The organism is Methanocorpusculum petauri, from assembly GCF_026891975.1.
GTDB lineage: Archaea > Halobacteriota > Methanomicrobia > Methanomicrobiales > Methanocorpusculaceae > Methanocorpusculum > Methanocorpusculum petauri.
Genome location: NZ_JAPTGB010000003.1, coordinates 91,133 through 117,070 on the forward strand (window position 1 = coordinate 91,133; position 25,938 = coordinate 117,070).

The 25,938-nt window shown below is 52.6% G+C and carries 31 protein-coding genes and 1 tRNA gene; 14 read left to right on the plus strand and 18 right to left on the minus strand.

What is annotated here, in order from left to right:
• Positions 1–329: 329 nt before the first annotated feature.
• The 7 genes from O0S10_RS01985 to O0S10_RS02015 all read right to left on the minus strand — a co-directional run bounded on the left by O0S10_RS01985 (position 330) and on the right by O0S10_RS02015 (position 6,400).
• Complete coding sequence (locus O0S10_RS01985; RefSeq protein ID WP_268924222.1) at positions 330–1,244, minus strand: beta clamp domain-containing protein; 915 nt, start codon at positions 1,242–1,244, stop codon at positions 330–332.
• Between the two features lie 75 nt (positions 1,245–1,319).
• Positions 1,320–1,553, minus strand: a complete 234-nt coding sequence (locus O0S10_RS01990) for a hypothetical protein (protein WP_268924223.1) — start codon at positions 1,551–1,553, stop codon at positions 1,320–1,322.
• Between the two features lie 883 nt (positions 1,554–2,436).
• Entirely contained in the window at positions 2,437–3,159 is a 723-nt protein-coding gene (locus O0S10_RS01995) for a sugar phosphate isomerase/epimerase family protein (RefSeq protein WP_268924224.1), read from the minus strand.
• Positions 3,156–4,376 (minus strand): ABC transporter ATP-binding protein, encoded by a 1,221-nt coding sequence (locus O0S10_RS02000; RefSeq protein WP_268924225.1) that lies wholly within the window; start codon positions 4,374–4,376, stop codon positions 3,156–3,158. The genes O0S10_RS01995 and O0S10_RS02000 overlap by 4 nt, the downstream gene beginning before the upstream one ends.
• Positions 4,373–5,320, minus strand: a complete 948-nt coding sequence (locus O0S10_RS02005) for a FecCD family ABC transporter permease (protein ID WP_268924226.1) — start codon at positions 5,318–5,320, stop codon at positions 4,373–4,375. Before O0S10_RS02005 ends, O0S10_RS02000 begins: the two co-directional genes overlap by 4 nt.
• A gap of 36 nt (positions 5,321–5,356) precedes the next feature.
• Entirely contained in the window at positions 5,357–6,304 is a 948-nt protein-coding gene (locus O0S10_RS02010) for an AAA family ATPase (protein ID WP_268924227.1), read from the minus strand.
• A 12-nt stretch (positions 6,305–6,316) separates the two neighbouring features.
• Positions 6,317–6,400 (minus strand) — tRNA-Leu (locus tag O0S10_RS02015).
• A gap of 218 nt (positions 6,401–6,618) precedes the next feature.
• Between O0S10_RS02015 and O0S10_RS02020 the strand changes: the two genes are divergently transcribed.
• The gene (locus tag O0S10_RS02020) at positions 6,619–6,771 is read left to right on the plus strand and encodes a DNA helicase PriA (protein WP_268924228.1); all 153 of its coding nucleotides are present in this window, start codon (positions 6,619–6,621) and stop codon (positions 6,769–6,771) included.
• Positions 6,772–6,778: 7 nt separating this feature from the next.
• On the opposite strand, the gene O0S10_RS02025 is transcribed toward O0S10_RS02020, so the two are convergent.
• Positions 6,779–7,051, minus strand: coding sequence for a DUF1922 domain-containing protein (locus O0S10_RS02025; protein WP_268924229.1), 273 nt, complete (start codon positions 7,049–7,051; stop codon positions 6,779–6,781).
• 104 nt (positions 7,052–7,155) lie between these two features.
• Here O0S10_RS02025 and O0S10_RS02030 point away from each other — a divergent pair, with 104 nt between their 5' ends.
• Positions 7,156–7,896, plus strand: coding sequence for a coenzyme F420-0:L-glutamate ligase (locus O0S10_RS02030; RefSeq protein WP_268924230.1), 741 nt, complete (start codon positions 7,156–7,158; stop codon positions 7,894–7,896).
• A 2-nt stretch (positions 7,897–7,898) separates the two neighbouring features.
• A complete protein-coding gene (locus O0S10_RS02035) occupies positions 7,899–8,429 on the plus strand; it encodes a prolyl-tRNA synthetase associated domain-containing protein (RefSeq protein WP_268924231.1) in 531 nt (176 codons plus the stop codon).
• 40 nt (positions 8,430–8,469) lie between these two features.
• On the opposite strand, the gene O0S10_RS02040 is transcribed toward O0S10_RS02035, so the two are convergent.
• Positions 8,470–8,631, minus strand: a complete 162-nt coding sequence (locus tag O0S10_RS02040) for a preprotein translocase subunit Sec61beta (RefSeq protein ID WP_268924232.1) — start codon at positions 8,629–8,631, stop codon at positions 8,470–8,472.
• Between the two features lie 54 nt (positions 8,632–8,685).
• On the opposite strand from O0S10_RS02040, the gene O0S10_RS02045 reads away from it, so the two are divergent.
• From O0S10_RS02045 to O0S10_RS02070, 6 genes are all read left to right on the plus strand, one after another.
• Complete coding sequence (locus O0S10_RS02045; RefSeq protein ID WP_268924233.1) at positions 8,686–9,711, plus strand: amidohydrolase family protein; 1,026 nt, start codon at positions 8,686–8,688, stop codon at positions 9,709–9,711.
• A 50-nt stretch (positions 9,712–9,761) separates the two neighbouring features.
• Complete coding sequence (locus tag O0S10_RS02050) at positions 9,762–10,178, plus strand: universal stress protein (protein ID WP_268924234.1); 417 nt, start codon at positions 9,762–9,764, stop codon at positions 10,176–10,178.
• Between the two features lie 84 nt (positions 10,179–10,262).
• Entirely contained in the window at positions 10,263–10,691 is a 429-nt protein-coding gene (locus tag O0S10_RS02055; protein ID WP_268924235.1) for a universal stress protein, read from the plus strand.
• Between the two features lie 298 nt (positions 10,692–10,989).
• Positions 10,990–11,835: a CBS domain-containing protein gene (locus tag O0S10_RS02060; RefSeq protein ID WP_268924275.1), complete on the plus strand. Its 846-nt coding sequence runs from the start codon at positions 10,990–10,992 to the stop codon at positions 11,833–11,835.
• Positions 11,836–11,921: 86 nt separating this feature from the next.
• A complete protein-coding gene (locus tag O0S10_RS02065) occupies positions 11,922–12,191 on the plus strand; it encodes a thioredoxin domain-containing protein (RefSeq protein ID WP_268924236.1) in 270 nt (89 codons plus the stop codon).
• 162 nt (positions 12,192–12,353) lie between these two features.
• Positions 12,354–12,689 carry a hypothetical protein gene (locus O0S10_RS02070; protein ID WP_268924237.1) on the plus strand — a complete coding sequence of 112 codons (336 nt, stop codon included), beginning with the start codon at positions 12,354–12,356 and terminating at the stop codon, positions 12,687–12,689.
• Positions 12,690–12,729: 40 nt separating this feature from the next.
• On the opposite strand, the gene O0S10_RS02075 is transcribed toward O0S10_RS02070, so the two are convergent.
• The 5 genes from O0S10_RS02075 to O0S10_RS02095 all read right to left on the minus strand — a co-directional run bounded on the left by O0S10_RS02075 (position 12,730) and on the right by O0S10_RS02095 (position 16,863).
• Entirely contained in the window at positions 12,730–13,287 is a 558-nt protein-coding gene (locus O0S10_RS02075) for an aldolase (protein WP_268924238.1), read from the minus strand.
• A 99-nt stretch (positions 13,288–13,386) separates the two neighbouring features.
• Positions 13,387–14,304 (minus strand): ornithine carbamoyltransferase, encoded by a 918-nt coding sequence (gene argF / locus O0S10_RS02080; protein WP_268924239.1) that lies wholly within the window; start codon positions 14,302–14,304, stop codon positions 13,387–13,389.
• Positions 14,301–15,599 carry a phosphoribosylamine--glycine ligase gene (gene purD, locus O0S10_RS02085; RefSeq protein ID WP_268924240.1) on the minus strand — a complete coding sequence of 433 codons (1,299 nt, stop codon included), beginning with the start codon at positions 15,597–15,599 and terminating at the stop codon, positions 14,301–14,303. The genes argF and purD overlap by 4 nt, the downstream gene beginning before the upstream one ends.
• Positions 15,600–15,624: 25 nt before the next feature.
• A complete protein-coding gene (gene pyrE, locus O0S10_RS02090; RefSeq protein WP_268924241.1) occupies positions 15,625–16,137 on the minus strand; it encodes an orotate phosphoribosyltransferase in 513 nt (170 codons plus the stop codon).
• 168 nt (positions 16,138–16,305) lie between these two features.
• Positions 16,306–16,863 carry a CDP-2,3-bis-(O-geranylgeranyl)-sn-glycerol synthase gene (locus tag O0S10_RS02095; RefSeq protein WP_268924242.1) on the minus strand — a complete coding sequence of 186 codons (558 nt, stop codon included), beginning with the start codon at positions 16,861–16,863 and terminating at the stop codon, positions 16,306–16,308.
• A gap of 103 nt (positions 16,864–16,966) precedes the next feature.
• Between O0S10_RS02095 and tes the strand changes: the two genes are divergently transcribed.
• The 5 genes from tes (at position 16,967) to yciH (ending at position 23,047) form a co-directional block, all read left to right on the plus strand.
• Entirely contained in the window at positions 16,967–18,511 is a 1,545-nt protein-coding gene (gene tes / locus O0S10_RS02100; RefSeq protein ID WP_268924243.1) for a tetraether lipid synthase Tes, read from the plus strand.
• Positions 18,512–18,587: 76 nt separating this feature from the next.
• Positions 18,588–19,625: a hypothetical protein gene (locus tag O0S10_RS02105; protein ID WP_268924244.1), complete on the plus strand. Its 1,038-nt coding sequence runs from the start codon at positions 18,588–18,590 to the stop codon at positions 19,623–19,625.
• A 96-nt stretch (positions 19,626–19,721) separates the two neighbouring features.
• Positions 19,722–21,869 carry a Tex family protein gene (locus tag O0S10_RS02110; protein WP_268924245.1) on the plus strand — a complete coding sequence of 716 codons (2,148 nt, stop codon included), beginning with the start codon at positions 19,722–19,724 and terminating at the stop codon, positions 21,867–21,869.
• Positions 21,870–22,505 carry a DUF2115 family protein gene (locus O0S10_RS02115; RefSeq protein WP_268924246.1) on the plus strand — a complete coding sequence of 212 codons (636 nt, stop codon included), beginning with the start codon at positions 21,870–21,872 and terminating at the stop codon, positions 22,503–22,505.
• A 236-nt stretch (positions 22,506–22,741) separates the two neighbouring features.
• Positions 22,742–23,047, plus strand: coding sequence for a stress response translation initiation inhibitor YciH (gene yciH, locus O0S10_RS02120; protein ID WP_268922911.1), 306 nt, complete (start codon positions 22,742–22,744; stop codon positions 23,045–23,047).
• 32 nt (positions 23,048–23,079) lie between these two features.
• Here yciH and O0S10_RS02125 read toward each other — a convergent pair whose 3' ends face one another.
• The 4 genes from O0S10_RS02125 to O0S10_RS02140 form a co-directional block, all read right to left on the minus strand.
• Positions 23,080–24,015, minus strand: a complete 936-nt coding sequence (locus O0S10_RS02125) for a tetratricopeptide repeat protein (protein ID WP_268924247.1) — start codon at positions 24,013–24,015, stop codon at positions 23,080–23,082.
• A gap of 237 nt (positions 24,016–24,252) precedes the next feature.
• Positions 24,253–24,774, minus strand: a complete 522-nt coding sequence (locus O0S10_RS02130; RefSeq protein WP_268924248.1) for a flavodoxin family protein — start codon at positions 24,772–24,774, stop codon at positions 24,253–24,255.
• An 86-nt stretch (positions 24,775–24,860) separates the two neighbouring features.
• Positions 24,861–25,208: a hypothetical protein gene (locus tag O0S10_RS02135; RefSeq protein ID WP_268924249.1), complete on the minus strand. Its 348-nt coding sequence runs from the start codon at positions 25,206–25,208 to the stop codon at positions 24,861–24,863.
• Complete coding sequence (locus O0S10_RS02140; protein ID WP_268924250.1) at positions 25,205–25,912, minus strand: Nif3-like dinuclear metal center hexameric protein; 708 nt, start codon at positions 25,910–25,912, stop codon at positions 25,205–25,207. Before O0S10_RS02140 ends, O0S10_RS02135 begins: the two co-directional genes overlap by 4 nt.
• Positions 25,913–25,938: the final 26 nt, after the last annotated feature.

Sequence of the window (25,938 nt, forward strand, 5' to 3'; positions counted from 1 at the left end):
TTACTGCACCGGTGGAGCTGTAAAAGTTCGAGTTATCTTTCAGGGGATTTGGATACTGAGTTGAACTAAATTTGTTCAGGCTCATCTTCACTGGATCGGTATTTGTACCGATCACTGATGCGTGATAAGTAAACGTGTGGAGATTTTGGGTTGGAGTTGCATCCGGTGTATACTGGATGCTTAACTCGTCTGCGATACCGGTTCGTGCAGTATCTACCTGATACGTAGTATAGTCAGCAGCAGCCGGCAGTATCAACAAGAGAGAGAGAAGTATCAAAAAAAAAAGAAAATGGATGGTTGTTTTTGATGCCTGCATCAGACACACACTCTTATGCGGAAATACCAACCGATAACACCAGTTTCTCGGTTGCCTTGTCAATGAAGTAGCCGCCGGTTGCAGTTGCTAACGGGTACTGTCCTCCATACGTGCTGGGGGCCATGTAGATTCCGAAGGTGTCCGGGTTCGGCAGTTCAGTGGTGAAGCTGAAACGGTTTAATGCATCAGTAGGAGCATTGTTCTTCAGAATGGCATAGCCGTATCCGGTCTTGTACCAGTTGTAGGAGTAGACCCCATTGATACTCTCAAGCCATGCATAGACACCCTGATCATCCGTGTAAGACGTGTTGGTGTAGGAGGTAATGATATTCTGTGCTTTGGCTGCGTCCAGAACTCCAAGACCCGTGGTTCCATTCGGAACTGAGATAGACTGACTGATGCTGAAGACCGGGTTCGTAAAGGTGACTGTAATATCTACATTGTTTTCTGCAATTTCACTAATATCATCGAAGCCTTCTTCACCGGAAAGGAGTGCTGCTTCATGTCCTGACTCTGCAAGGAGGAAGGTTACCACATTGCTGGCTGATGTAACCGGAGTTGCTGTGGTTGGTGCATAGGTTGTACCAACAAACGGATACCAGACAGAACCAGCTGAACTGACACCGTTGATGTCCGTGATGGTGTACTCACCGACATTGTTCGTGTTGTATGCAAAGGTGATTTCGTAAGTCGAAATATCATTCTCCACATACGCTTCTCTTAATGCTCCAAGAGCAGTCTCTGCATCGAAGAAGTACCCAAGTGTCTGATCGGGTGCGCCCCATGCGGGAACATCTTTTGTTAGTGCAAGACTTCCATCGATAATGTCAACAGAATAGCTTGCCGCCGACACCGCGCCGACGCTGAACGATACTGCGAGGACCAGCACGAGCAGGGCCCCCATAATTTTAAATGCTTCTTTTTGCATACAATAGATCTCCGAATTTCTTTTCACGAGATTTTTGGTTACCGGATGCTGATACCATCCGGTATTCAGATATCATTACGTGCCGTACATTCCCGACGCATACGCATTTTTCAACGGCCCCGGTTCACGGTCCTGCAAGCAGGGCAGATCTGCCGGCATCGTACTCTGCAGGTAACTGCCGCACACGTCCGCACCGCTTACATTACAACATTTTTTCTTTCGATCATATAAGCAGATCGGCGTTAAGACAAGTAAAGTAATTAACAACACAAGTTTCATTGTCAATGGTTGCAGGGCTTTTGCGCGCATACGACAATGCATGGAAAACCGAGGAAACAAAGAAACGAGATTGACTGCGCGGGATTTATGCCGTGGGTTCGGCAGCGGATCCGATCCCGAAACCATAGTTTTGGGAAACCTAAACCTAAAAATGGCTCAATTGATATTTATATTATTAACACATCTGCATGGCAGACATTCTGCACAGCAGAAAATCACCGGTGGTACGTTGCCCTGAGTGAACAAATTTTTCTGTATTATATCCTATTGCAGTAGGATTCATGCGGCGTTCTGTACGGTTCACGGCAGAATAGGGCACGGATTCTCCGGCGTGCGTTGTATTTCGGTGCGTCTGATGCTTTGTACCGGGGTCTGGCGTGATGCGGCCGCTTTTGCCGGAGGGGACTTGGTTGTCTTCCCCTATTTTTTTGGAAAAGGATTCGTGTGATCCGGCAGGCAGAGAAAAGGGTGAGGGAAATTTTATTACATCTTACTGCAAGAGGATTGCAGAGAGAAATAGTTGAACCGGTGAGAACAGCGTAGAGGCATCTTCAGGCAAAATGACCGGATATCATACGTATGCTGTCACAAAATCATTTCATAAGTATTTTTTTCTGGAAGCAATCCGCGGACCCGTTTATCTTTTTCTGAAATTGTTTCCGGAACCTGCGGGCGGGTACGTGGTGAGTGGGATACCTGAGAAAAGAAACAGCAGATGCATCACCACGCGCCGCGTAGCGACGCATCTGCATTATCTCGCGTTTTCTTTTCATCATGCCCGATAACCATCCAACCACCTACATTTTCCAGAAAAAATACCTACTAAATCACTTCGTAGTATCACACAAAAAATATTGATCGCAGAACTCCTCTGCATTCCCCGGCAGCACACCCGTGATGACGACCCCGTCATCTACAACTCCTCCAGAAACGAAAGACTCCTCCCCACATCCTCAAACCGCAGAACCTCCACAACCATCGTCGCAGACCCCGCCGCCGCAAGCACCTGAGAAAAATCAACCGTCCCCGACCCGCACGCCGCATGCTCATCCACCTCCCCGCAGTTATCATGCAGATGCAGATGCTCCGGCTTTGCTGCAAGAAACTCCGCAAGCGTCCCCGTCAGATTCGCATGCCCCACATCCAGCACAAACGACAACCCGCAGTCACGGATACGTTCGAGAAGCTCCGGCGTCTGAAACCTGCAGCAGTCCCAGCTGCCCAGATTCTCCACCGCAAACCGGATCGAAAACTCCTCCTGCATCTCCCCCAGCTCTGCAAAACTCCGCAGCATCGCCGCAGTTGACGCATCCCACTCCTCCGGGTGCAGACAGAACCCCGGATGAATCACCAGCGTCTCCGCACCGATCCGATCCCCGGCCTCCGCAGTCTCACGGATCACCTCCACACTCGCCCGCCGCATCGGCTCAAACGCAGACGCAATATTCCCGTCCCCCGTCGGTGCATGAATCGTGTACCGCAGATCAAAATCCCTGCAGACATCCTCATACAAAAACAAAGAATGCTTCGCATCGCACTGAACCTCCACCAGATCACAAACCTCCGAAAGCCGCATCAGCACATCCGGGAGAGGAAATCCCATCCCGCAGTTCGTCGAAACACCAAACCGTCTCATAGCAGAATCCGTCGCAGCAGATCCGCAGCCGACACAACCTCAACCGCCCCGCATCCGGCAAGCTCCGCACAAAGCACATCCGCCGCTCCCCCGGCATAATCACCGCATCTTCCAACGAAATATATCGGCACTGAAACATCCCTCAGAACCGACAAATTCGCAAGATTCCCCGAACCGACCGGCATTCCCGCAACCACCACCACATCCGCCGCCGCAAGCAGACCCCTCAGACGCTCAACCGCCGCATCCGAAACAGCCGCAAACGGCGGTTCCACCACCGCCTCAATCCCGAGCGCCGCTGCCGCCGCCGCATCCGAATCATTTGCCGCAAGCACTCCCGCCGTAACCCGGCACCCGTGCAAAAGCAGCAGATGAAACAGTTCCGAACCCGACCCCCCGCCCGAAATCACATGCACCCGGACCCCTCCCGGAGCTGCCGCAACATCGTACGCCGGAACCAGATACGGCTTCCCCGTCAGAGGATGCGTATGCACCAGCATCCGTACAGAAAAACTCATCTGAATCCTCTCGGCCGTCAGCACCTCCGCAGGAGTACCTGCCGCCACAATCTGCCCCGCACTCATCAGAATCAGCCGGTCACAGAAATACGACGCGAGATTAAAATCATGGAACACCCCCACAACCGTAATCTTCGGCGTCAGCTCCTGAATCAGACTCAGAATCTCCAGCTGATGATTAATATCAAGATGTGAAGTCGGCTCATCCAGCAGCAGAATCTTCGGCTGCTGCGCAAGCGTCCGCGCAATCAGCACCCGCTGACGCTCACCGCCCGACACCTCCGTAATCAGCTTATCCGCCAGATGCAGCGTATTCGTCCTCCGCATCGCCTCATCCGCAATCGACAGATCCGCTTCCCCCAGAGGTGCAAGCCGCCCGATATGCGGATGACGGCCCATCAGCACAATCTCACGGACCGTAAACGGAAACGCAACATCCGTCTCCTGACGCACACATCCCAGAATACGTGCAAGCGCCCGCGTATCGTACGCCGCAACATCCATCCCCTCAATCATCACCACCCCCGAAACCGGCTCAAGAATCCGCGACAATGCCCGGAGAAACGTCGTCTTCCCGCACCCGTTCGGCCCGAGAATCCCGATGAACCGTCCCTCCTCCACCGCAAGCGAAAGATCCCGGAGAACCTTGTGATCACCATAGCTCACACACAACCGCTCCGCAGAAATCACCGGCATCATACCTGTGTCCTCCTCCGCAGAAGATAAATAAAGAACGGCGCACCAAGAAACGCCGTAATAATACCCACCGGAATCTCAACCGGCAGCGTCCGCGCAGCCGTATCAGCCCACATCAAAAGAATCGCGCCGGCCATCATCGACGCGGGCAGCAGAACCCGGTGATCCGGCCCGGTAAGAATCCGCATAATATGCGGAATAATCAGACCAACAAACCCGATGCACCCCGCAATCGACACCGCAATACCAGTAATAAACGAAGAAACCAGCAAAAGAATCCGCTTCGTCTTCTCCGTATTCACCCCGAGATGCACCGCTTCCTCCTCCCCCAGAGCCATCACATTCAGATCCCGGGAAAACACAAACACCACCACACACGCCGCAGGAATCAGAAGACCTAAAAACACATCATCCCAGTACACATTCCAGAACCCGCCCATCATCCAGAACATAATCTGATGCAGACTGTTTCCCGAAATATACATCAGAAACGACAGCATCGCCGACAAAAACAGTGACACCGCAATACCCGACAGAAGCAGCGTCTCAACCGCCACCCGTCCGTGCCGGAGAGAAATAATATACACCACAATCGTCGACAATGTCGCACCGACAAACGCAAGAACCGGCAGAAACAGCCCGCCGAGAAACACAATCGCAAACGCAGCCCCCAGTGCCCCTCCCGACGACGTTCCGATAATATACGGATCAGCCATCGGATTGCGGAACAGCCCCTGCATAGCACAACCCGCCGCAGCCAGCCCGAGACCAACCAGCACCGCACCGCACACCCGCGGCAGCCGGACCTCAAACAACAGCTTATGAATCATCGCCGTATCAAAATTCCACAGCGACAAACCGGACACCCCGATACAGGTCGTAACAAAAATACTCACAATCAGCAGCAGCAAAAGAACCGGGAGAATAAGAACAGGACGGCGCAACATAGATGTTGCTAACTATATTGTCTTATCTCAAATAAATCATATCTCACGAACCGCAGCTCCGGCACACACCGCAACCTTTTCCGAACGGGTCGTCAGAACAATATTCGTCCGTTTCCCCGCATCCCTCACAATCCGCATTAATACCTCAATATGATCATCATCAAGTGCCGTTTCAATATCATCGATAACAATTGCCTCCGGCAGATCCGGTGAAGAGAACAGCACCGCATAGGCAAGCAGCCGCAGCGTCCCTTCAGAGAAATACTGGTAGGGAATAAGCATTGCCCGGGCCGTTGACTCCCACATCAGTCGCTTGTGCCCGCCCTCATCCACAATCACAAACCGGACAAACTCCGGCTCAACCTGCGCAACAGCCGCCTCCACTGAAGAAAACGCCTCCGGTATACCCGCCGCAAACCGGAGAACACACGCCTCCAGATTCCTGCCGGTCGGATAAAGCTGCCTGCCCGTATCGTTCGTTTCCGGCTTTCGCATCGCGGACGGAACAAGATGACCAATCCACCAGCGATCCATCTCCCGCATGATCGGGTACACATCGCGCAGCTCAGGCTCCACGGGAACACCGAAGATACTCTCCCGCTCGCCGGTCCCAACCTCGATCTTTTCCAGCTGCGTATCATCCTTTTGATCCTGTACCACCAGCTGCTCACGGGAAAGGATCAACCGCTCCGCATCCTTTGGATCCCGGACAAGAACTGCACGGTAGGACTCACGACCCCGCTGCACACAAAGCACAATCTCCTTTGTACACTCAGACCCGAAATGAAAAAGTGCCCCGCAGTTCCCGAACACCCCGGTCCAGTCGCCAAGGGATCGCCCTGCAATAGCAGACAGCATCTCAAACGCTACAGCAATCGAAGACTTTCCTGCACCGTTTTTCCCGTAAAAGACCAAAAGCCCTTCCACCGGCACCGCATACTCGGCGAAGTGCCGCAGTCCGGAAATTTCAACTTTTTTGAGCATTTTTTCCATCAATGCGAGGGATGGGATTCGAACCCATGAACTCCTTGAGACAGGGTCCTAAGCCCTGCGCCGTTAACCTGGCTTGGCAACCCTCGCGCCTTATTTAGCCCTATGCTCTCTATTATGTGGAACGGATATAAGATGAACTTTCTTGTGGGATTGGCGGTGCACCTAAATTCGTTTATTGACCACGAATGATCTTTGCTGATCGAATTTCAGCCCACGATGTTCAGGAATAAAGTGCAACACCTGTGGGATTCTCACCCTGATTCGAGCACTACATTTATCCGCTTCCATGCAGAGGTATTATCTATATGGTAGTTGAACACATCTGCGGTTTCAAAAAAGAGATCTACTGCCGTGAGTGTGGAACAGAACTCATTCAGAACTCGCACGGTCAGCTTTTTTGCCCCAAGTGCGGTCGTCGTCCGGCAATCCTCTGCCCCAACTGCGGCAGACTCTGGTAACTTCCGGTTATACCGCTGCGTGCAGCCAGGCAAGATACTTCTCGCGTATCAGATTCACTTCCGCGGGCGTCAGATCCAGACGCCCGCTCCGGTACAAATACCGCTCCACCTCTTTTATCAAAACCTCAGCCTGCGAAAAATCATCCACCTCCAGATAAATCGGCACCCGCTCAAGTGAAATGACCTCCCCGCAGACCGGACAAAGCTTCCACTTCCCATACTGATCCGTATACGTAAACTGATGGCAGCCCGGGCAGCGGATAACACGATAGGTACTCATGCGGTTATATCAGTTGATCAACCTGAACAGTAAAAAAAGTATCTCTTAGCTCCCAGTACAAAACCCCCGACTTTATAATCACACAGGTGCATACCAGACAGATAATGTCAGTTCAGGTAACCGGAATTTCCGGAATTCCGCTCATACAAAAGGGTGACGACATCCCTGCCATCATCTGTGCAAACACCGGCTTTGAGAACGGAGACATCATCTGTATCGCCTCAACAATCGTATCCAAAGCCAAAGGCTACGTCCGGCCGCTCGCAGAAATCGTCCCTACTCCCGACGCAGAAAGAATCTCTGCAAAAACCGGAGAAGACCCGCGGTTCATTCAGGGAGTCCTGGACTCGTCTGCCGACATCATCATCGAATACCCGTTCATCCTCTCCGAACTCCCCTTCGGTCACGTTGGTGTGCGCGCCGGAGTAGATAACAGCAACATCGAAGGTGAAAACATCATTCTTCTGCCGAAAGACCCAATGGCAGAAGCCCGGGAAATCCGCGAAAAAATACATGAAATCACCGGTATCGACGTTGGTGTCATCGTTACCGACACCTGCGGCCGCGCCTTCCGCCGCGGTCAGACCGGCAGTGCCATCGGCTGGGCCGGTATGACTGCCATCCGCGACTTCCGCGGCGACCGCGACCTCTTCGGTCTGGAACTTGAGATCACCGAAGAAGCAGTCGTTGATGAAATCGCAGCCTTCTCCAACTTCATCATGGGCGAAAGTAACAACGGGATTCCGGTTGTCAAATTTTCCGGCTGTGAAACCTGGAAAGGCCACAACTCCCTCTACTTTACCCGGGAAGAAGACCTCATCCGGAAAGCCCTCCACATCCGATAGACATGAATCCGGAAGACCCGGTCTTTGCTCTCCTGAATGAGAAAAAAATACCCTACAAACTAACCCGCCACCCGGCCGCCTGCACCTATCAAGACATGGAAAACCTCGGTGTACCCGATCTTGGCGAAGTTTGCAAAAATCTTTTTTTGCGCGACGCAAAAGGAAAACGGCATTTCCTCGTAGTACTCTGCGGCAAAAAAACCGCAGACCTCAAAACACTCGCAGAAAAGATCGGATCCACTTCCCTCAGCTTCGCTTCAGCAGAGCGCCTCACCAGATATCTCAACCTCGCGCGGGGCGAGGTAACACCCTTTGGCATCCTCAACGACCGCGACTCTGCGGTTGAAGTTATCTTTGATGCCGACCTGATCGAAAAACCGTGCATCGGCGTCCACCCGAACATCAACACCATCACCGTCTGGATAGCCTATGCCGATATCAGACGGATTGTGGAAGAACACGGAAACAAAGTTCAGGAAATTACCCTCTCAACAAAACCGGATTTTCAAAAAAAATACTGCTGCCGGAAATGACAGCGCAAATCCCTGCAGGTTTGTCTAAACCCCGAACAATTTAGAAGAAGAAGTTCAGCAGGTATATTGCAACACCAACAACTGCCACGACAATCAGAACGGTCTTCGGACCGATATGAACAGCCGTCCGGTTGTCGGCATCATAATACGTAACAAGACCTGCGGATGAACTTAACCCTCTGCCCGACTTCTTTGATGCCATACCATATTATGTTCCCGCTCCAAACATATAAAATCAGGAGGAGGATCAACAGATATGCAGGACGGAGAACTGCAGGGACTCGCATTCTGCGGTGAAACATTTTCACCGCGCAATGTAACCATCAGCATTGAAAAGGGCATCATCACCGAAATTGCAGAGAGTACAAAACCGGCAGCCGGGTGGATAGCACCGGCATTTTTCAACGCCCACACCCACATCGCCGACACCGTTGCAATGGACACTCCCGTGCAGGGCCGCCCGCTTGCAGACCTTGTTGCGCCACCCAACGGACTGAAACACAGAATTCTCCGCGCAACCCAAGACGAACGCCTGAGTGCCGCCATGCATGAGACAATGCAGTTTATGCACACAACCGGCACCGCAGCATTCGCCGAATTCCGGGAAGGAGGAGCACACGGCGTTCAGCTTCTGCAGCAGGCAGACACTCCCGGCATCCATCCCGTAATCTTCGGCCGGGACGGCGGCGAGTTTGTGGCGGACGGGCTTGGTCTCAGCAGTGCAAAACATCCTGCCGCCGACCTCGCCGCAGTCGAGCGCGCCCGTGCCGCAGGAAAGCGCATCGCCATCCATGCCGGGGAAGCAGGAACCAAAGACATCGAAGACGCCTTTGCACTGGACCCTGACTTCATCATTCACGCAACCTGTTTCGAGGAACGCCACATACGCGAAGCCGCCGACCGCAATATCCCCCTGGTAATCTGTCCGCGTTCCAACTGGATACTGGGTGGAACAGACGCCGCTTCCCGTCCCCCCGTGAGAAAAATGATCGACGCCGGATGTACGCTCTGGCTTGGTACCGACAACGTCATGTTTGTTGCTCCCGACATGTTTGCCGAATGTGCATTCCTCACCACCGTGTACAAAACATCGCCCGAAGAAACACTTTCCATGGCAACCGGCGGTTTTTCCCTTCTCGGTCATCGGGGTATCATTGAAGAAGGAGAACCCGCAAATCTCATCTGTCTTGATCCGGGATATGCAAAGAAATGGACACAGTCTCCGGCACTCTCGCTTGTATCAAGGATCGGCAGCCGCTCTGTCCGGGTAATGTACGGGTGAACAGAATCATCCGAGATTTTTTATCCTTATAAAACGACAGTAGAATTATCATGTTCTCCAGGATTCTTGTAGCACTGGATGGTTCTGAGATCAGCAGAATAGCGTACTCCCGCGCTCTTGAGTTCGCCAAAGAAAGCAACGCCGAACTGCATGCAATCGCGGTCGTCAACAGTCCCCACATGTGGAAGGACGACAGTCCCGCAAACCAGACACGATCCGAAACAGACGCAAAAATGCTGCTTGACGAATTGGAAGAGATCGCAAAAGAAGCCGAGGTCTCCTTTACCCCGCACCTTGTCTCCGGCCATCCGGGCGACCGGATCGTCAGCACCGCCGACGAGATGGACGCCGACCTGATTGTTGTCGGATCCCTTGGCAAATCTCACCTGGATCGTCTGCTTCTCGGCAGTGTGTCTGCCTATGTAACCCAGTACAGCATGCGGAACATTATGGTCATCCGCGGATGAGGCTGAACCCTTGCCATCTCCGAACTCTTTTTAAGTTTAGGAGAGGATAAGTTATCATAACGAGATAATCGGAGGTATACAGTCATGTTTTCCAAAATACTTGTAGCAATTGATGGGTCCGAGATCAGCCGGCGTGCATTTTCGCGGGCAGTTGATCTGGCAAAACAGAATAAAGCCGAACTCCACGTAATCTATGTCATTGAATCAGGAATCGTCAGCCCTGCACCGGTGGACACCACATGGGAACTGATCTACGAACGGTTTGAAAAGGAGGGACATCAGGTCATCGCAGAACTTGTCGAGGATGCAAAACAGAAAGGCATCACCGTTGAACCGCACATTGAGGCAGGTCATGCAGGAGACACCATCATTGAAATTTCGACCAAGATCGGTGCAGACCTGATCGTTGTCGGTTCTCTCGGCAAATCCAAACTTGATCGCCTGCTTCTCGGCAGCGTCTCCTCCTATGTGGTCAACTACAGCAAAACCAACATCCTAATTGTCCGGACCTGAAAAATTCTCACAAATTTCATCAGGGAATCCCGTTCTTTTTTTCCGCGCGTGGCATCTGGTATATTCCGGGATATGGGAATTTTCTGTCTCTTCAATCCTGGCTTCCGCACTGATTTCAGTCTTTTTTCGCATCAGAAGTGTTCCCTGGAAAGAATAACGTCCATTGTACCGGATAGAACTGTTTTTACATCAATAGCCCTAACGTAATTCTAACTCTCCCATGTGGGAAGTGTAATGCCCATGTCACAGACAAGAAAATTCGTACAATATACGGAGGTGTTCCATGACAACTGAAGAAATGCTTGCAAAAGACTATATGACAAAGGATGTTGTGTCTGTAGAGATACCCTCCAGCCGCGACGATGTTCTCCGGATTCTGAAGCGTACCGGTATCTCCGGTGTACCGGTGGTAAAAGGCGATCAGCTGATCGGCATAGTCACCAGAAAAGACATTCTGCACAATGCAGAGGAGAACCAGATCGCGCTTCTGATGAGTGTCGAACCGCTGACCATCCGTCCGGATGCAACGCTTGCCGAGGCTGCGGAAGTTATGACCAAATGCAATGTCCGCCGTCTTCCGGTCGTTGAAGGCAACAAACTGGTCGGTCTTCTGAGTGTCTCCGATCTGGTCAGTGCCGTTGCCAAGATCAATGACAAGCGCGAGATTCACGACCGGTTTGTGAATAAACAGACCTTTGCCATCTGGGAAGAAACCCCGCTTCCCGTTGTCGGCAGAATCATGGAACTTGCAGAAGTGGATGCAATGCCGATCTTAAACTCAGAGAACAAACTGACCGGCATTATTTCCGAACGCGACTTAATCCGCTGTTCCCGCATTGAGGATGATGTCCAGACGAGTGACTTCTCTACCGGAACAGACGACGATGAATGGACATGGGAGAGCATCCGCGACAACCACACCATCTCCTACGGCATCTCCAAAGTGGAACTTCCGAACCGTCCGGTGAAGGACGTCATGGTAAAAAAGGTCATTTCTGTCCCGAACAATGCCGAAATCAGTGACTGTGCCTTAAAGATGAAGCGCGGCCGTGTGGATCAGATGCCGATCATCGACAATGATCAGCGGCTGTCCGGTATGCTATTCGATCGCGATGTGATTACGGCATTATACGAAGCAGAATAACATTATTTCCCCTCAAAATATTCTCTCTATTTTCCCCGCGTTCCTCAAAGAGAAGTTATATTAATCTGCCTGTCATACGAGTAATTATGACAAAACCCATGTTATATGATTTCTTTGCGACCTGGTGTGGTCCCTGCAAAATCCAGAGTCCGATTATTGACTCGCTCGCAGAAAAGATCGGTGACAAGGTTGACGTAAAGAAGGTGGATGTGGACCAGTTCCCCGACCTTGCGAACAAATACCAGATCAGCGTGGTTCCTACCCTCATCATCGAAAAAGAGGGGAAAGTTGTCCACCGTCTTGAGGGTGTGACGGATGCAGCCCGCCTTGAAGCGCTGTTGATCCCCCTCTACTAATCTCTTAATTCTCTTAATAGTATTTTAGGTGAGGCGCACGCCGGTTCGTCGTGCTTTATCCCTCACTTCATGAGTCGCGGTCGCATGCCTTCAGCATGTTTCTTCGCCGCTTCGCGGCTCACTTTCACAAAGCCCTTTTGAACAGACAGCCAATAGGATAATATGACTCAGATCACCGTTGAGGTTGTCGGTTATACCTATCGTCCCTGCGGCCCGTTCCCCTGTGATGCCGACCGTTCCTGCGGCCTCGAAGAATGCTACCAGAAAGAGAAGCTGTCCTTTGCATTCCCGGCACTGCGCGATGCACTCGGGGAAAAATACGGCGACAAGGTTTCCGTCGAACTGGTCCCGCTTGACAAAGAAATTCCCGACCGCATCAAAGAAATTGTTCGCGCCGAACATCCCCCGTTGCCGATCATTTTGATCAACGGAACATGTGTTCCGGTTGGTGCGGTGTCTGTTCCGCGGATCAGCGAATACATCGATCCGCTTCTTTAAAAAAAATATTTTTTTGCCCCGGCCGGATCTGTTTTGTACTTTACTGTCGGTAGAGCTTTGTGTAGTGCAAAATTTTGCAGCAGTGCTCGGCGAGGGACGTAAACAGGTATGCCTGATCCAGATCTTTTCCCGCGGCAAACGTTCCATGTCCTCTCGCAATGACAACATTGGCGCTGCGCAGCCCTTTTGCAACTGAATCAGCCAGTTCCTGTGTTCCGGGCGCTCCGTCCACCACGGCAATGAAAGGTGCAAGCATTTTTCCTTCACTGTCGATGGTGAGTATTTCATCCTCTACCAGAAGAGAGAGTGCGACGGCATGGGCCGGATGAGCGTGAACAATCGCTGAGTGCTGCTCTGCTTCATTGTAGACTGCGGTGTGCACCTGCCACTCACTGGATGCTCCCGGCGTGACTCTGCCGTTCAAAGGCATGAGCACCGCCTGTGCCGGATCTGCGTCAAGATAAGAACCGGTGCGGGTGATAAAGTAGCCGTCGGCATAGCGTGCGCTCATATTTCCAAAGTTTCCGCCGACAAGATGTTCCGTAAAGAGTCGTTTTCCGATGCGGGAGAGATCGGAAAATATTTCCTGGTCTGTCATATATGGGATTATATTTCCCGGAATTGCTATTTCTAATGTAGGGTTTGCCTCTTCCGCAGTGGGCGGAAGGGCAGACACCAAAAAAACAGACAGACTCACTCAGAGGTTTTGTCCCATCAGCCGGACGAGAACAGCCTTTTGTGCGTGCAAACGGTTCTCCGCCTGATCCCACACACCACTCTGCATGGAGTCGATCACCTCATCCGTGATCTCCTCGCCGCGGTGGGCCGGCAGGCAGTGCAGAACGATTGCATCCGGCGCGGCACGTTTGAGGAGCGGCATGTCAAGACAGAAACCATCGAAATCCTTTAACTTCATGTCCTTGATCTCCTCTTCACCCATGGAAATCCAGGTGTCCGTATAGATAGCGTGAGCATCGGCCACCGCCTTCTTCGGATCATCGTACTCCACAACCTTTCCACCATTTTCCCGCGCAAACCGGATAGCAGCCGGGTCCGGCTCGTAGCCTTTCGGTGTTGCAACCGCGATCTCCATCCCGGTCTGCACCGAAGCCATGATCAGCGAATTGCAGACATTATTGCCGTCACCGATCCAGGCGACCCGCAGACCGTTCAGATCCCCGAACTTCTCTTTGAGCGTGAGAGAGTCCGCCATGATCTGACAGGGGTGTTCCTTGTCGGACAGCGCGTTGATCACCGGAATGGATGCATACTTTGCAAACTCCGTGATCGTCTCATGCTTATAGGTCCGCATAATTACACCGTGGACATACCGCGACATGACCCGTGCGGTATCGGCGATCGTCTCGCCGCGTCCGAGCTGCGTGTCCCGTGAGTTCAGATACAGGGCATATCCGCCGAGATCATACATGCCCACATCAAAGGAGATCCGGGTCCGCGTCGATGCCTTCTCAAAGATCATCGCAAGCGTCTTTCCGGCAAGCAGCGGGTGGGGAACACCTGCATACCGCTGGCGCTTCAGTCGTGCAGCGAGCGTCAGAATATCATCGTACTCCTCGCACGATAAATCTGTAATCGAAATAAAGTCCTTTTTCATCCCCGCAGCTCCTTCATGTGGGCAATTCTCTTCGCAAACAGAGCCTCTGTTCCGATGTCGGTCCGGTGGCGGACATTGCCGGAGACATTGCGGCACGCAGTCTCCGCCGCTTCTTCCGCCTCGGTGAGGTCTGCACCGACACCGACGAATGCCATCGTCCGGGAAGTCTGCGTCTGAAGCACCCCGTTTTCTTCAATCACGTTTGCGTAGTAGAGAATAGTATTCTCATGCGGTCCGAGGGTGATCGGATCACCTGCGTGCGGATGTTCGGGATAGTCCTTCGGCACGATGTACTTGCAGACCGTTGCCTGTTTTTTGAAGGAAACATCCGCAGGTGTGAGTGTTCCTGAAATGATATGCTCTGCAATCGTCACAAAGTCCGAGTCGAGAAGAGTTAAAACGTTCATCGCCTCCGGATCACCGAACCGGGCATTGAACTCAATGACCTTCGGCCCGTCGCCTGTGTTCATGAACTGACCGTACAGCACTCCTTTGTAAGGACAGCCTTCCTTTGCAAGCGCCGCAACCGTTTCCTGCATTATGGAAAATGCCGCTGCATAATCCGCATCAGTTACAAACGGGAAGGTATGATCAGCAAGCGTGTAAGAACCCATGCCGCCGGTGTTCGGGCCGATATCCCCCTCAAACGCACGCTTGTGATCCTGCACAAGCGGCATCGGAACAAGTGTCTTTCCATCCACAAACGCCATCAGCGTGAACTCCTCGCCAAGCAGGCGTTCTTCAAGGATGATCGTCTGATTCTCAAGCGTCATCGCATAGGCGACCGCTCCTTCGCGGTCAACCTGCTCACCCATTACCTTTACACCTTTGCCGCCGGTAAGACCGGTCGGCTTTACCGCAAGATCGCCCGGATAGGATCTGATGTACTCGGCAGCCTCTATTGGATTCTCACACAGTTTGTAGGCAGGGCAGCCGTTAATTCCGTGTTTTTGCATCAGTCTTCTGCAAAATCCCTTATCCGTCTCAATGCGTGCGGCAGCCTTTGACGGACCGACACATCCGATACCTGCTGAAACCAGCGCGTCGGAGACACCTGCCGCAAGCGGAGCCTCGGGACCCACAACCGCATATTCAATATTGTGCTGTTTTGCAAATGCGAGGACTGCACCTGCATCCGTCTCCGGATGAATCAGCACCTCACGGCACAGCTTTGCGATTCCGGGGTTTTTCTTTCCCATTACACAGTACAGATCTGTTTTAGTATTCTTCGACAGTGCGAGTGTGATTGCGTGTTCCCGTCCACCGCCACCCACAACGAGTATTCTCATGTTCATATCTATCTCCTGTCCGGCAAAAAACTCAGCGGTTTAACAATTCACTTGCTCTGACCAGCGGATGCAGGGTTACTCCGTCTGCTGCAAGCAATGCTTCTGCGCCGCTGTCCCGATCAACTACGACAACAACTGAGTCAACAACGGCGCCCGCCTTGCGCAGCTCGTCAATGCCGTACTTTGAGGAACCACCCGATGTTGTTACATCCTCAATTAAGAGAACGTTCTTTCCGGCAACATCGCCGATAACCATCTGGCTTTTTCCATGATCCTTTGCTGCTGCACGAATGACAGCACAGGGTTTACCGCTTGCAAGCGATACGGCAACCGCGAGCGGCACGCCGCCCACGGCAACACCTGCAATTACGTCAAAAGTGTAGCGTTCGGCGACCTCCTTTGCAATCTCGCCGAGCAGTGAGGGCTGCATGATCGCCGTCTTCACATCAATGTAGTATTTGCTTTTTGCACCGGAAGCAAGGGTAAAATCCCCGAACTCCACGGCCTTATATTGGATTAACAGATCTAATACCGGATTTACCATGTTCTCCGTAAAACTCCTGATGAAATATTGTGTATTATATGAGGTGAAAGAACATTAAGTATTCCCAGAATATCAGTCTGGTTGCGCTTGGAAAAATCACAGTATCCACGGAGTTCACCCTCTCCATCGCAGGCGGGGGTGAACTCCGGATAAAAGTAACAACCCGATTTACCAGGGCACCTGTTTGATGCCGATCAGGTAACCGATGATGTTGGCACCGCGATGGAGAAGCGGTGTCCAGATGAGGATTGCAAGAAAGATCCAGATGGTGACATACGCCATCACCCACGGCCAGGCAAAGACTGCCAGAAGCACAAGAGACCCTGCTACCAGATCGTACATATCTGCGATCGGCCACTTCTCTCCGCGGTCTTTTCCTGCGCGGCGTTTAAAAAAACTCTTTACCATGTCACCAAGAAGCGCACCGGCGGCAAGAACCGTTATCGTAACGATAGTGTGCTGCGGCAGCCAGTCCCAGTGAAACGTTTCTGCGAGGAACATCTGCAGGAGTCCGAACAGAACTCCGACAACAATCCCCCCAATAAGGCCGCGCCATGTTTTTCCGTCTCCCAGATATCTGCGCCCGTCTTTTGCGCATTTCCCAAAGTCAACCGGGGTGCCTCCGCCAAACGGAACCGCGCCTGCATTTGCAACATATGCAGGTACCATAATCCAGAATGCTGCAACGAACGTCATCAAAACCGCAAGAATTGTCTCCACAATCATCTGATCACACGATCCATAGTTTATTTAATGGAAAGCAGAAAGATATAATAACTTACATTTTGGCGGCATGATCCGCCGATACCCAAGGAGATTGGCCAGGTCCATGAAAATCATCAAAGAAACAAAAAGCATGTGTCCGGTCTGCGGCAGGCTGCTCCCCGCAACAGTTACTGAAGAGGATGGAGCTGTCTGGATTCGCAGAACCTGCCCTGAACACGGAGAACTACGATCTCTCTACTGGTCGGATGCAGAGATGTATCACCGGTTCGAAGAGTATGACCGCGAAGGCCGCGGCGTCTATAACCCGAACACCAATACTCCCGGCGAGTGTACCCAGCGCTGCGGACTGTGTGCCCACCACAAATCCGGTACCCTTCTCGCAAACATCGATCTCACGAACCGCTGCAATCTGAACTGTGACTTCTGTTTCGCCAACGCCCGTGCATGTGGATATATATATGAGCCGACGTTCGACGAGATTGTCTCAATGCTTGAGCTCCTCAGAAATGAGGAACCGGTTCCCTGCCCGGCTGTGCAGTTTGCCGGCGGCGAGCCGACGATGCGCGATGATCTGACAGATATCATCAAGAAGGCCAAGGAACTCGGATTCTCGCAGGTACAGATGGCATCAAACGGTATTAAACTTGCACGCAATCCCGAACTTGCCAGAGAATGGCGGGCCGCCGGTCTGTCAACCGTGTATCTGCACTTTGACGGTACCACAAAAGACACCAATCCGCTTCTGGAAAAGACCAGTCTTCCGGCGATTGAAAACTGCCGGAAAGCAGGCCTCGGTATTGTTCTCGTGCCGACTGTCATCAACGGCAAAAACGATCATCAGGTGGGCGATATCATCAGGTTCGCTGCAAAGAACATTGATGTGATTCGCGGCATCAACTTCCAGCCAGTAGCCTTTACCGGTGCTGCCAAGAATGATGATGTGGAAAGGGAACGCGTCACCGTTCCGGATCTTGTCAAACGCATGGAAGAACAGACCGGAGGCGCATTAAAACAGTCCGATTTCTATCCGGTACCGTCAATGATGTCCGTCTGCGACCTGATTGAGTCCTACACCGGTGAAGCGCAGATTATGTTCTGCGCCCACCCGCACTGCGGTGCTGCAACCTACGGATTTGTCAATGAGAAAGGCGATCTTGTACCGGTCAACCGGTTCATTGATGTGGACAGATTCCTGACCGAAGTCGCAAAGATGGCCGAAAAATTCCGGAGTGCAGGAAAAACCGGCAGATACCTTGCAATGGTTACCGGCCTCAACAACATGCGAAAGATTGTGGAGAAGGGCGAGGTTGAAGGTATTAAGATCGACATGAACAAGATGATCTACGATGCCCTGATCAAGCACGACTACAATAGTATCGGCCAGTTCCATAAGAATGCGCTGTTCATCGGGACGATGCACTTCATGGACTGCTTCAATTACGATACCGACCGCGTCGAACGGTGCTGCATCCACTACACAACGCCGGACGGCCGCCTGATTCCGTTCTGCACCTACAACAGCGGTCCGGTGTACCGCGAGCAGGTCTGGAAGAAGTACGCAAAGCCGATGCCGGTCAGGAAAAATACCTCTGCCGAGGGTTCCTGCGCCGGATGTGAGACATGTGGTTCCGCCGAAAAAAGTGACTGACTTTTTTCGGTTTTTGATCTTTTTCTGACCCTCATTTGAGGGAAACTGTTATCACCTTCCCCATCATTTATCCCATATGAACTGCCCTGTCTGCGGACAGGATTGCATTCAGTCTTCTGATGATCTGGTAAAATCTTCTGCTCACCGGTTTGATGCGTGCCCGTCCTGTCAGGGTTTGCGAAGAGACAAGCGCCTACCTCCGGTTCTTGACTCTCCGCCGCCGCCCTGCCCTGTCTGCGGCAAACGCTATATTGATGATGTTTTTTCCCATATCTGGCTGATACTGGCAGAGGAGAAAATAATTTCCCCCGCATCTCCTCTGGGCAGTGCAGGCATTCCTCATCTGCATCCTTTTATGGTACTCAGTACTCCGCCGCATCTCCCGCCGCGCTCCCTGATTCTTTTGACACACGCCATTGACAAACATGTTGCCGAGCGGCTGATGGCAGAGGTCCCCGAGCTCCGGGGTGTTGTCCGTGACCGGCATGTGGTGCCGGGATTATCCTGCGGGATTGATTCACCGGTTTTTCATACGCATGAACTTGTTGCCGGATGCGATCTCCATGCCGCAGTATTTCCCTCGCCCGCCGGAAATATTGTGGTGTATCAGAGAAGTTCCACCATGCATGTGGAGATGCCGCGGGTGTTCAACCCAAAACTTCTCTCAGTATCCCGCATGATTGAACGTGCTCATCCGGTAACGGTCATCGACGGGTGTTCGGGTGTGGGAACACTCGGCATAGCCGCAAGTCTTGCAGGAATGCCGCATGTCATTCTCAATGACCGGTGGTATGCGGCAGCATTCTGGTGTGCAGTGAACATCTCGGTTAATTGCCGTCCGCTGGACCTTGATGATTTTTCCTGGCAGATAGATCCGGCAGAATTTTCCGCTAAAAAAATCCGCCGCTGTCCGGTGGAAGTGGCTTCCGCTTCCGGCAGTCATGCGAGGCTTGAAGTCTGGCACGGGGATTTCCGTTGTCTTCCGCGAAAAATTTCGGTTTCTGCTGATTCCCTCTGTGTCTTTGATCCGTTTGAGAAAGAGGATCGAAGGGGTATGGAAAAGATCATGAATGATTGGAAAAAATCCACCGGAAGCCGGATTTTTATACCGTAACGTCTTGCTCTGCGGTAAGGGACGTCTCAGACATTTAGAGAAAGCCATTTTCCTGCTAAGCTTTATCCCGCCCCTCATGCAAGTACTACACAACATATGATCCTCTCCACAGGTCCCGGTTCCACCCGTCTCTATCGCAAAGTTGCCGATTTCCTCGCTTTGCCCGAGGAATCGGTCACTGCGGTTGCATCGCTGTTCGGCAGCGGGGCAACCGTTCCTTTCATCGCCCGGTACCGCAAAGAAGCCACCGGTTCTCTTGATGAAGTTGCAATCGCGTCGGTGCGTGACGCACTTATCCGCATCAAACAGGTTGACGAACGCAGGGAAAGCATTCTTACAACCCTCCGGGAACGAAAGATTCTCACCATTGATCTGCAGAACAAGCTTCTCTCAGCGGATACGGTTGCAGAGATTGAGGACATCTATCTGCCCTACCGGCCAAAACGCCAGACCCGTGCAAGTGTTGCCCGTGACCGTGGTCTTGCACCGCTTGCCGCGGTTCTGCGCATACAGGATGTGCGGCTGTCGCCGGAGACGGCTGCCGTGACCTTCATCACTCCGGAGGTCCCGACTGCGGCGGACGCGCTTGCCGGTGCACGGGACATTATTGCCGAGGAGATCTCCGAGGACGCAGACCTTCGCGGGATGATTCGCGGTATCTATGCCCGCTCCGCACATCTCTCTTCCGGAGTGGTGAAAGGAAAGGGTGAGGACTCTTCGGTATATGCCGGATACTTCGAGTGGGATGAGCTCATCACCCGGGCGGCATCCCATCGCGTGCTTGCGGTGATGCGGGGAGAGCGTGAAGGTGTACTCCGTCTGCATCTCGCACCACCCGAGGATGTTGTCCTGAAGGAACTGATTCCGCGTGTGGTAACCGGCAGCAGTGCAGCATCGTCCGAGGTTGCGGCGGCAGCAACCGATGCCTACCGCCGCCTGATCGCTCCGTCGCTTGAACGAGAGTTCTTCAATACCATCAAGGAGCGTGCCGACACCGAGGCTATCTCGGTGTTTGCCGAGAACCTCCGCCACCTCCTGCTCGCAGCCCCGGCCGGGGAAAAGCGGGTACTTGCAATTGATCCGGGGTACCGCACCGGCTGCAAGTTTGTCTGCCTTGATGCGACCGGCGGTGTTGCGGAGACCGGAGTTATCTATCCGGAGACAAAGCGTACACAGGCCCGCGAAACATTGATCCGACTCTGTAAGACGCACGCAATCGACATCATCGCGATCGGGAACGGAACAGCAGGCCGTGAGACGGAAAAGTTTGTAAAAAGCATCACCTTCGGCAGACCGCTGCCGGTTTTGCTGACAAGCGAGTGCGGGGCATCGGTGTACTCGGCGTCGGCGGAGGCCCGACGCGAGTTCCCTGACCTTGACATCACACTTCGCGGAGCGGTGTCCATCGGACGCCGCGTGCAGGACCCGCTGGCCGAGCTTGTCAAGATCGATCCAAAGTCGCTCGGTGTCGGCCAGTACCAGCACGATGTGGATCAGAACCGGCTCGCCGCAAAACTTGTCGATGTTGTCGAGCAGACGGTTAACGCCGTGGGCGTCAACCTCAACACCGCAAGCCCGGCACTGCTCGCCTATGTCTCGGGTATCGGACCAGCCCTTGCCGAAAAAATTGTTGCATACCGTACCGAACACGGACCGTTCAGGAACCGCAGAGAACTGCTGAACGTTCCGGGTGTCGGACCGAAAACCTTTGAGCAGGCCGCAGGATTTCTTCGCATCATCGGAGGCGACAATCCGCTTGATATGACCGGCGTACATCCCGAGCGGTATTCTCTTGTGGAACGGATGGCAGCTGATCTTGGTGTTTCAGCAGGACGACTTGCCGGCGGTGCCGAGCTTCTGAAACGGATCGAGCCGGAAAAGTATGTGAGTCCGAACTGTGGTCTTGTGACCATCACCGACATCATTGAAGAACTGTCAAGTCCGGGTCGCGACATCCGCGTCACGGACGAAGAGGAGTTCTCCTTTGATTCAACCATACATGAGATCACCGATCTTACGGAAGGAATGATACTTCCGGGCATTGTCACGAACGTTACTGCGTTCGGGGCATTCGTGGATGTGGGTGTGCATCAGGACGGCCTTGTGCACATCAGCGAACTTGCCGACCGGTTTGTCGCGCATCCGTCCGAGGTTGTAACGGTTGGGAAACAGACGAGAGTACTGGTGCTGGCAATAGATACTGCCCGCAACCGTATCAGTCTGAGTATGAAACGAGCGGTGTAGATGGGGTTCTGGAACCGGCTTGGGGCGGAGCGGAATGCTGTCTGTGGTATTGACTGGTCAGCCCTCGGAAATCTTTCGCGCAAAGGTGAGCTTCTTGCAGGTTTGCGATCCTGCGGAACGATGTTTACTCCCGAGGATCTTGAGGAGATGCTTGTCCGGTACGGGAAAAAACTCACACATGTCAGAAAAGAGTATGCGGCAACTCTTCTTGTTTCGGCCCGTATACAAATTGTGGACGGATATCACCGCATGATGACCGCAGAACTTGCGGCTGTTCACGCGGATATCCGTCTGCCGGGATCATGGAAGGAGTTTGTGCGATCCGCAGCTGTTCAGACTCGCGGAAAACGGCTTGCAGAACTCAAGTATCTGATCGCTGCATATGCCATGTACATTGCAGACGAGCCTGCCCATCCGGTGGGAACACCATTTCCGGGAGGTTATACCGTTGAACTGCATGAAGGAGTATATTATTGCCCGGTCCGTGCAGTTCAGGGAGGAATTGACGAGGCACTTTGCCGGTTCTGCCCGGCAGTGCAGAGTCGTGAGCGGGATCTTGTGCTCAGCCGCGAACAGCGTGAGTTTGTGGAACGCGGCGAGAAACTGGAGAGCTACTTCTACAATTATCACGGGTGAACTGCGAAGCGGTGAGAGGCCGCAGGAGTTTTTTCTGAGAAATGCTGGCGGATGAACGGAGGCTGTGATCTTGCATGACGGAGAAACACCGCAACAACTCATCCGCTTCTTTTTTCACCAAATATCCAACGAATACTTTCCCGAAGATACGATGATACGACCCGGTCTGCCGCCTTTCATATCATGTGTGTCAGGCCAATATCTATTTTAACTCACGGGCACCATTTAGTAATGCAATGAACAGTGGCATCTGCCCGAAATGTGGTTTACCAAAAGAACTCTGTATTTGTGAAGAAGTCGCAAAGGAACAGCAAAGAATCAGCGTGAAAGTAAGCAAGAGACGGTACGGAAAAGAGGTGACCGTTGTGGATGGTCTGGATCCGTATGAGATCGATCTGGAAGATCTCTCCAAGTTCTTAAAAGGACGTCTTGCCTGCGGCGGCACGGTGAAGGAAAATTCCATTGAGCTTCAGGGTAATCACCGCGACAGAGTGAAGGAACTGCTGACCACACGCGGATATAGTATCGATAATATCAGCTGAATTCTAAAAAATATTTTTTTGAAAATTCTTTTTCACATTTTTTGCATCAGGGCTTGCTTTTTTTTCTTGGTGATCCGGTTATTCAGCTCCGCATCTTCGTCACCGCAGTAGGAGAGGGCGGTGTCGAATGCGGCGATGGCATCATCGGTTTCGCCGAGCTGCAGGAGTTCATAGCCTTTGTTGTACCAGATGTCAGGGGCTTTTGGGAGCGCAATCAGGACGCGGCGGAAGCAATCATGAGCTTCGAGATGTTTTCCCAGACAGCTGAGTGCCAGTCCCTTATTGTTCATGGCACCGGTCATGGTACGATCATATTTGAGCGCACGGTCGTATCTGGCGATGGCCTCTTCGTACTTTCCAAGATCACGGAATGCATTTCCACAGTTAAAGTAACTTACCGCGTGCCCCGGTGCAATTTCGATGACGGCCGAATAACATGCAATGGCGTCTTCGAGTTTACCTGCGTCGTAGAGCATGGTTGCCCGGTTGAACCAGTGTTCCGGTGCCCGGGGTTCTGCGTTGCAGACCCGGGTCATGATGTTATCTGCTTCTTTGTAGTTCCCTTTTTCAGCGAGCATTCGCGCGCGGCTGGTCAGATATACAACATTATCCGGTTCATACCGGAGTGCTTCGATAAAACACAGGTCAGCTGCCTCAATATCGCCGAAAGTTGCAAGAGCATCGCCTTTGTTGTGATAATAGACGGCGGTTTTTGGTCGGAGTTCGATCGCTTTGTCATAGCAGGTTATTGCCTCGGTTCGTTTTCCCTGCATTGAAAGAATGCGTCCCTTGTCGTTCCACGCGGGTGCGTTGGACGGGTCGGCAGCAAGTGCCTCATCAAGGCACCAGAGTGCATCACTGTACCGGTTGTACTGCAGGTAGGAAAGTGCCTCGCTGTATTTTCGGGCTGCTGCTGCTCCTGCATCTTCGTTCGTACCGGTTTTTTTGATCCGGTCAAAAAGTCCCATGGGTGATCTTACATATCTGAGGCGATGAGGGATAGCCTTTTCCGCCTGCGATTTCCTTTTTTCTAATGCAGAGTCTCCGGTTTCTGTCTGCGGCAGATACAGGGGATAGACAAAATATGAAAATTCCGGCTGAAAAACCGTTTTTTTGGTTCGGACCGGTTGATGACAAGTAGTCCGTCCCGGGCAGGCAGGCACGCCCTCCTGCCCGATACAGGAGATTTTTATAATTCCGGATGATTATTCAGCGGCAGTATCGGTCATACGTGCGACAACCGTTGCCACATATCTGCCGAAGTTGACACCGTGTTCAATGTCTGTCTCACGTAACTGGCCGTCCGCTGCAAGCCCATAGTGACCACCGGAGTGTTCTTCATTTCCTTCCGAGTTTGCGATAGGATCGCCAACCACAATCATGCCGTGAATAAGCATGGCCTGAACGATGGAGAGGATTGCCGTTTCTTTGCCGCCGGTACGATCGCCTGCCGTGGTGAAGGCTGCACCGACCTTTCCGCAGAGCCGCCCGCGGACAAAGGTCGTATCATCGATCAGTTCCTTGAACTCGGAAGCAACTCCGCCGAAATACACCGGAGATCCAAGAATAATACCATCATACCGGACAAAATCGCTTGCCGTCACGCGGTTGAATGCAAGCACGTCAACCTTTATTCCGGGAATCTCTGCAGCGCCGCGGCCGATGGCCTCGGCAAGCAGTTTTGTTTTGCCCGTGCGGCTGTAGCAGGTGATAAGTATCGATGCCATTTCTTCGTAATATGTATCGTCCGTCAGGCTTTAAAGTTCAGCATTGGGTATCAGCTGAGATAAACAGGTTTAATATTCCTGCACCTTCAGGGCTGTCCTCCCTCGTACTCCGGTTCCTCCTCATCCACCCCGTCCTTATAGTACCAGAGATCGTATGTCTCATACTCTCCAAGCTCCTGCGCAATCCGCACCGCAAGTGTGTGCCAGCATGATTTCCCGTACAGCCGCGCCTCACAGCTGCAGAAATCCCCCTCCACATAATACTCCCCTGAGTTGCCGACCACCACAAAATAATCCCGGTATTTTTTCACGCGGCGGTCACGGACCGCATCAACCGCATCGCTGCCGCGTTTCCCGTAGGCATGTACAAATGCCTGCCGCACCGTCTCATTCAGAGACCGTTCCGTTTTCAGAACCTGCCAGGGATGAATCATGGAATAAGGGATGTCTCAGGAATATCCTCGATAAATATCCAGCCTTCCCGCTGTGCCAGCGCACGCATACCGGGTGCTTCCAATGCGTAATGTGTCGCCTCGATACAGGGAATCGGCGACTCGCGGGCGATGTTGTACTTCAGTTCGGAGGCAAGATATGCCTCAGCTCCGAGTTCGGCTGCTTCCTCGATCAGCTCCCAGTCAAAGGCCGACCCTCCCGCAACCGCAAGCCGGGTCACCTCGCTCACCTCACCCCAGACACGAAGGCCGCATCCGAGAATCTCTGCAATCTCGGCAAATGGTTTCGTCATCGTGCCGACGATCTCAAGCGATCCCTTCACGCGGTCGGTCAGACCGAGCAGATCCGCAAGTGCATCATTGATGCCGCCGTCCGCATGGTCGAAGTTCGTGTGCATTGCATACAGATTGATATTATTTGCAAGAAGCGGCCGGGCGATATCTGCGTTCCTGCCGCAGATTCCGTGCATCGGTGCCCAGAACGCCGGATGGTGCACCACCAGCGCATCAACCCCGAGTTCGGCTGCCATCTCCGCAACATGGGGCGTTGCATCCAGAGCGCAGGCAACTGTCTCAATGCTTGCCGTACCTTCCAGAATCAGACCGATACGGCCCTCATCAAACTCCTCCGCAAGAGCAGGCGGAGCGATGGTCTCAAGTTTTTGGATGAACTCACCGATGTACATTAGATAGATATTGGTTCTGCGGGATT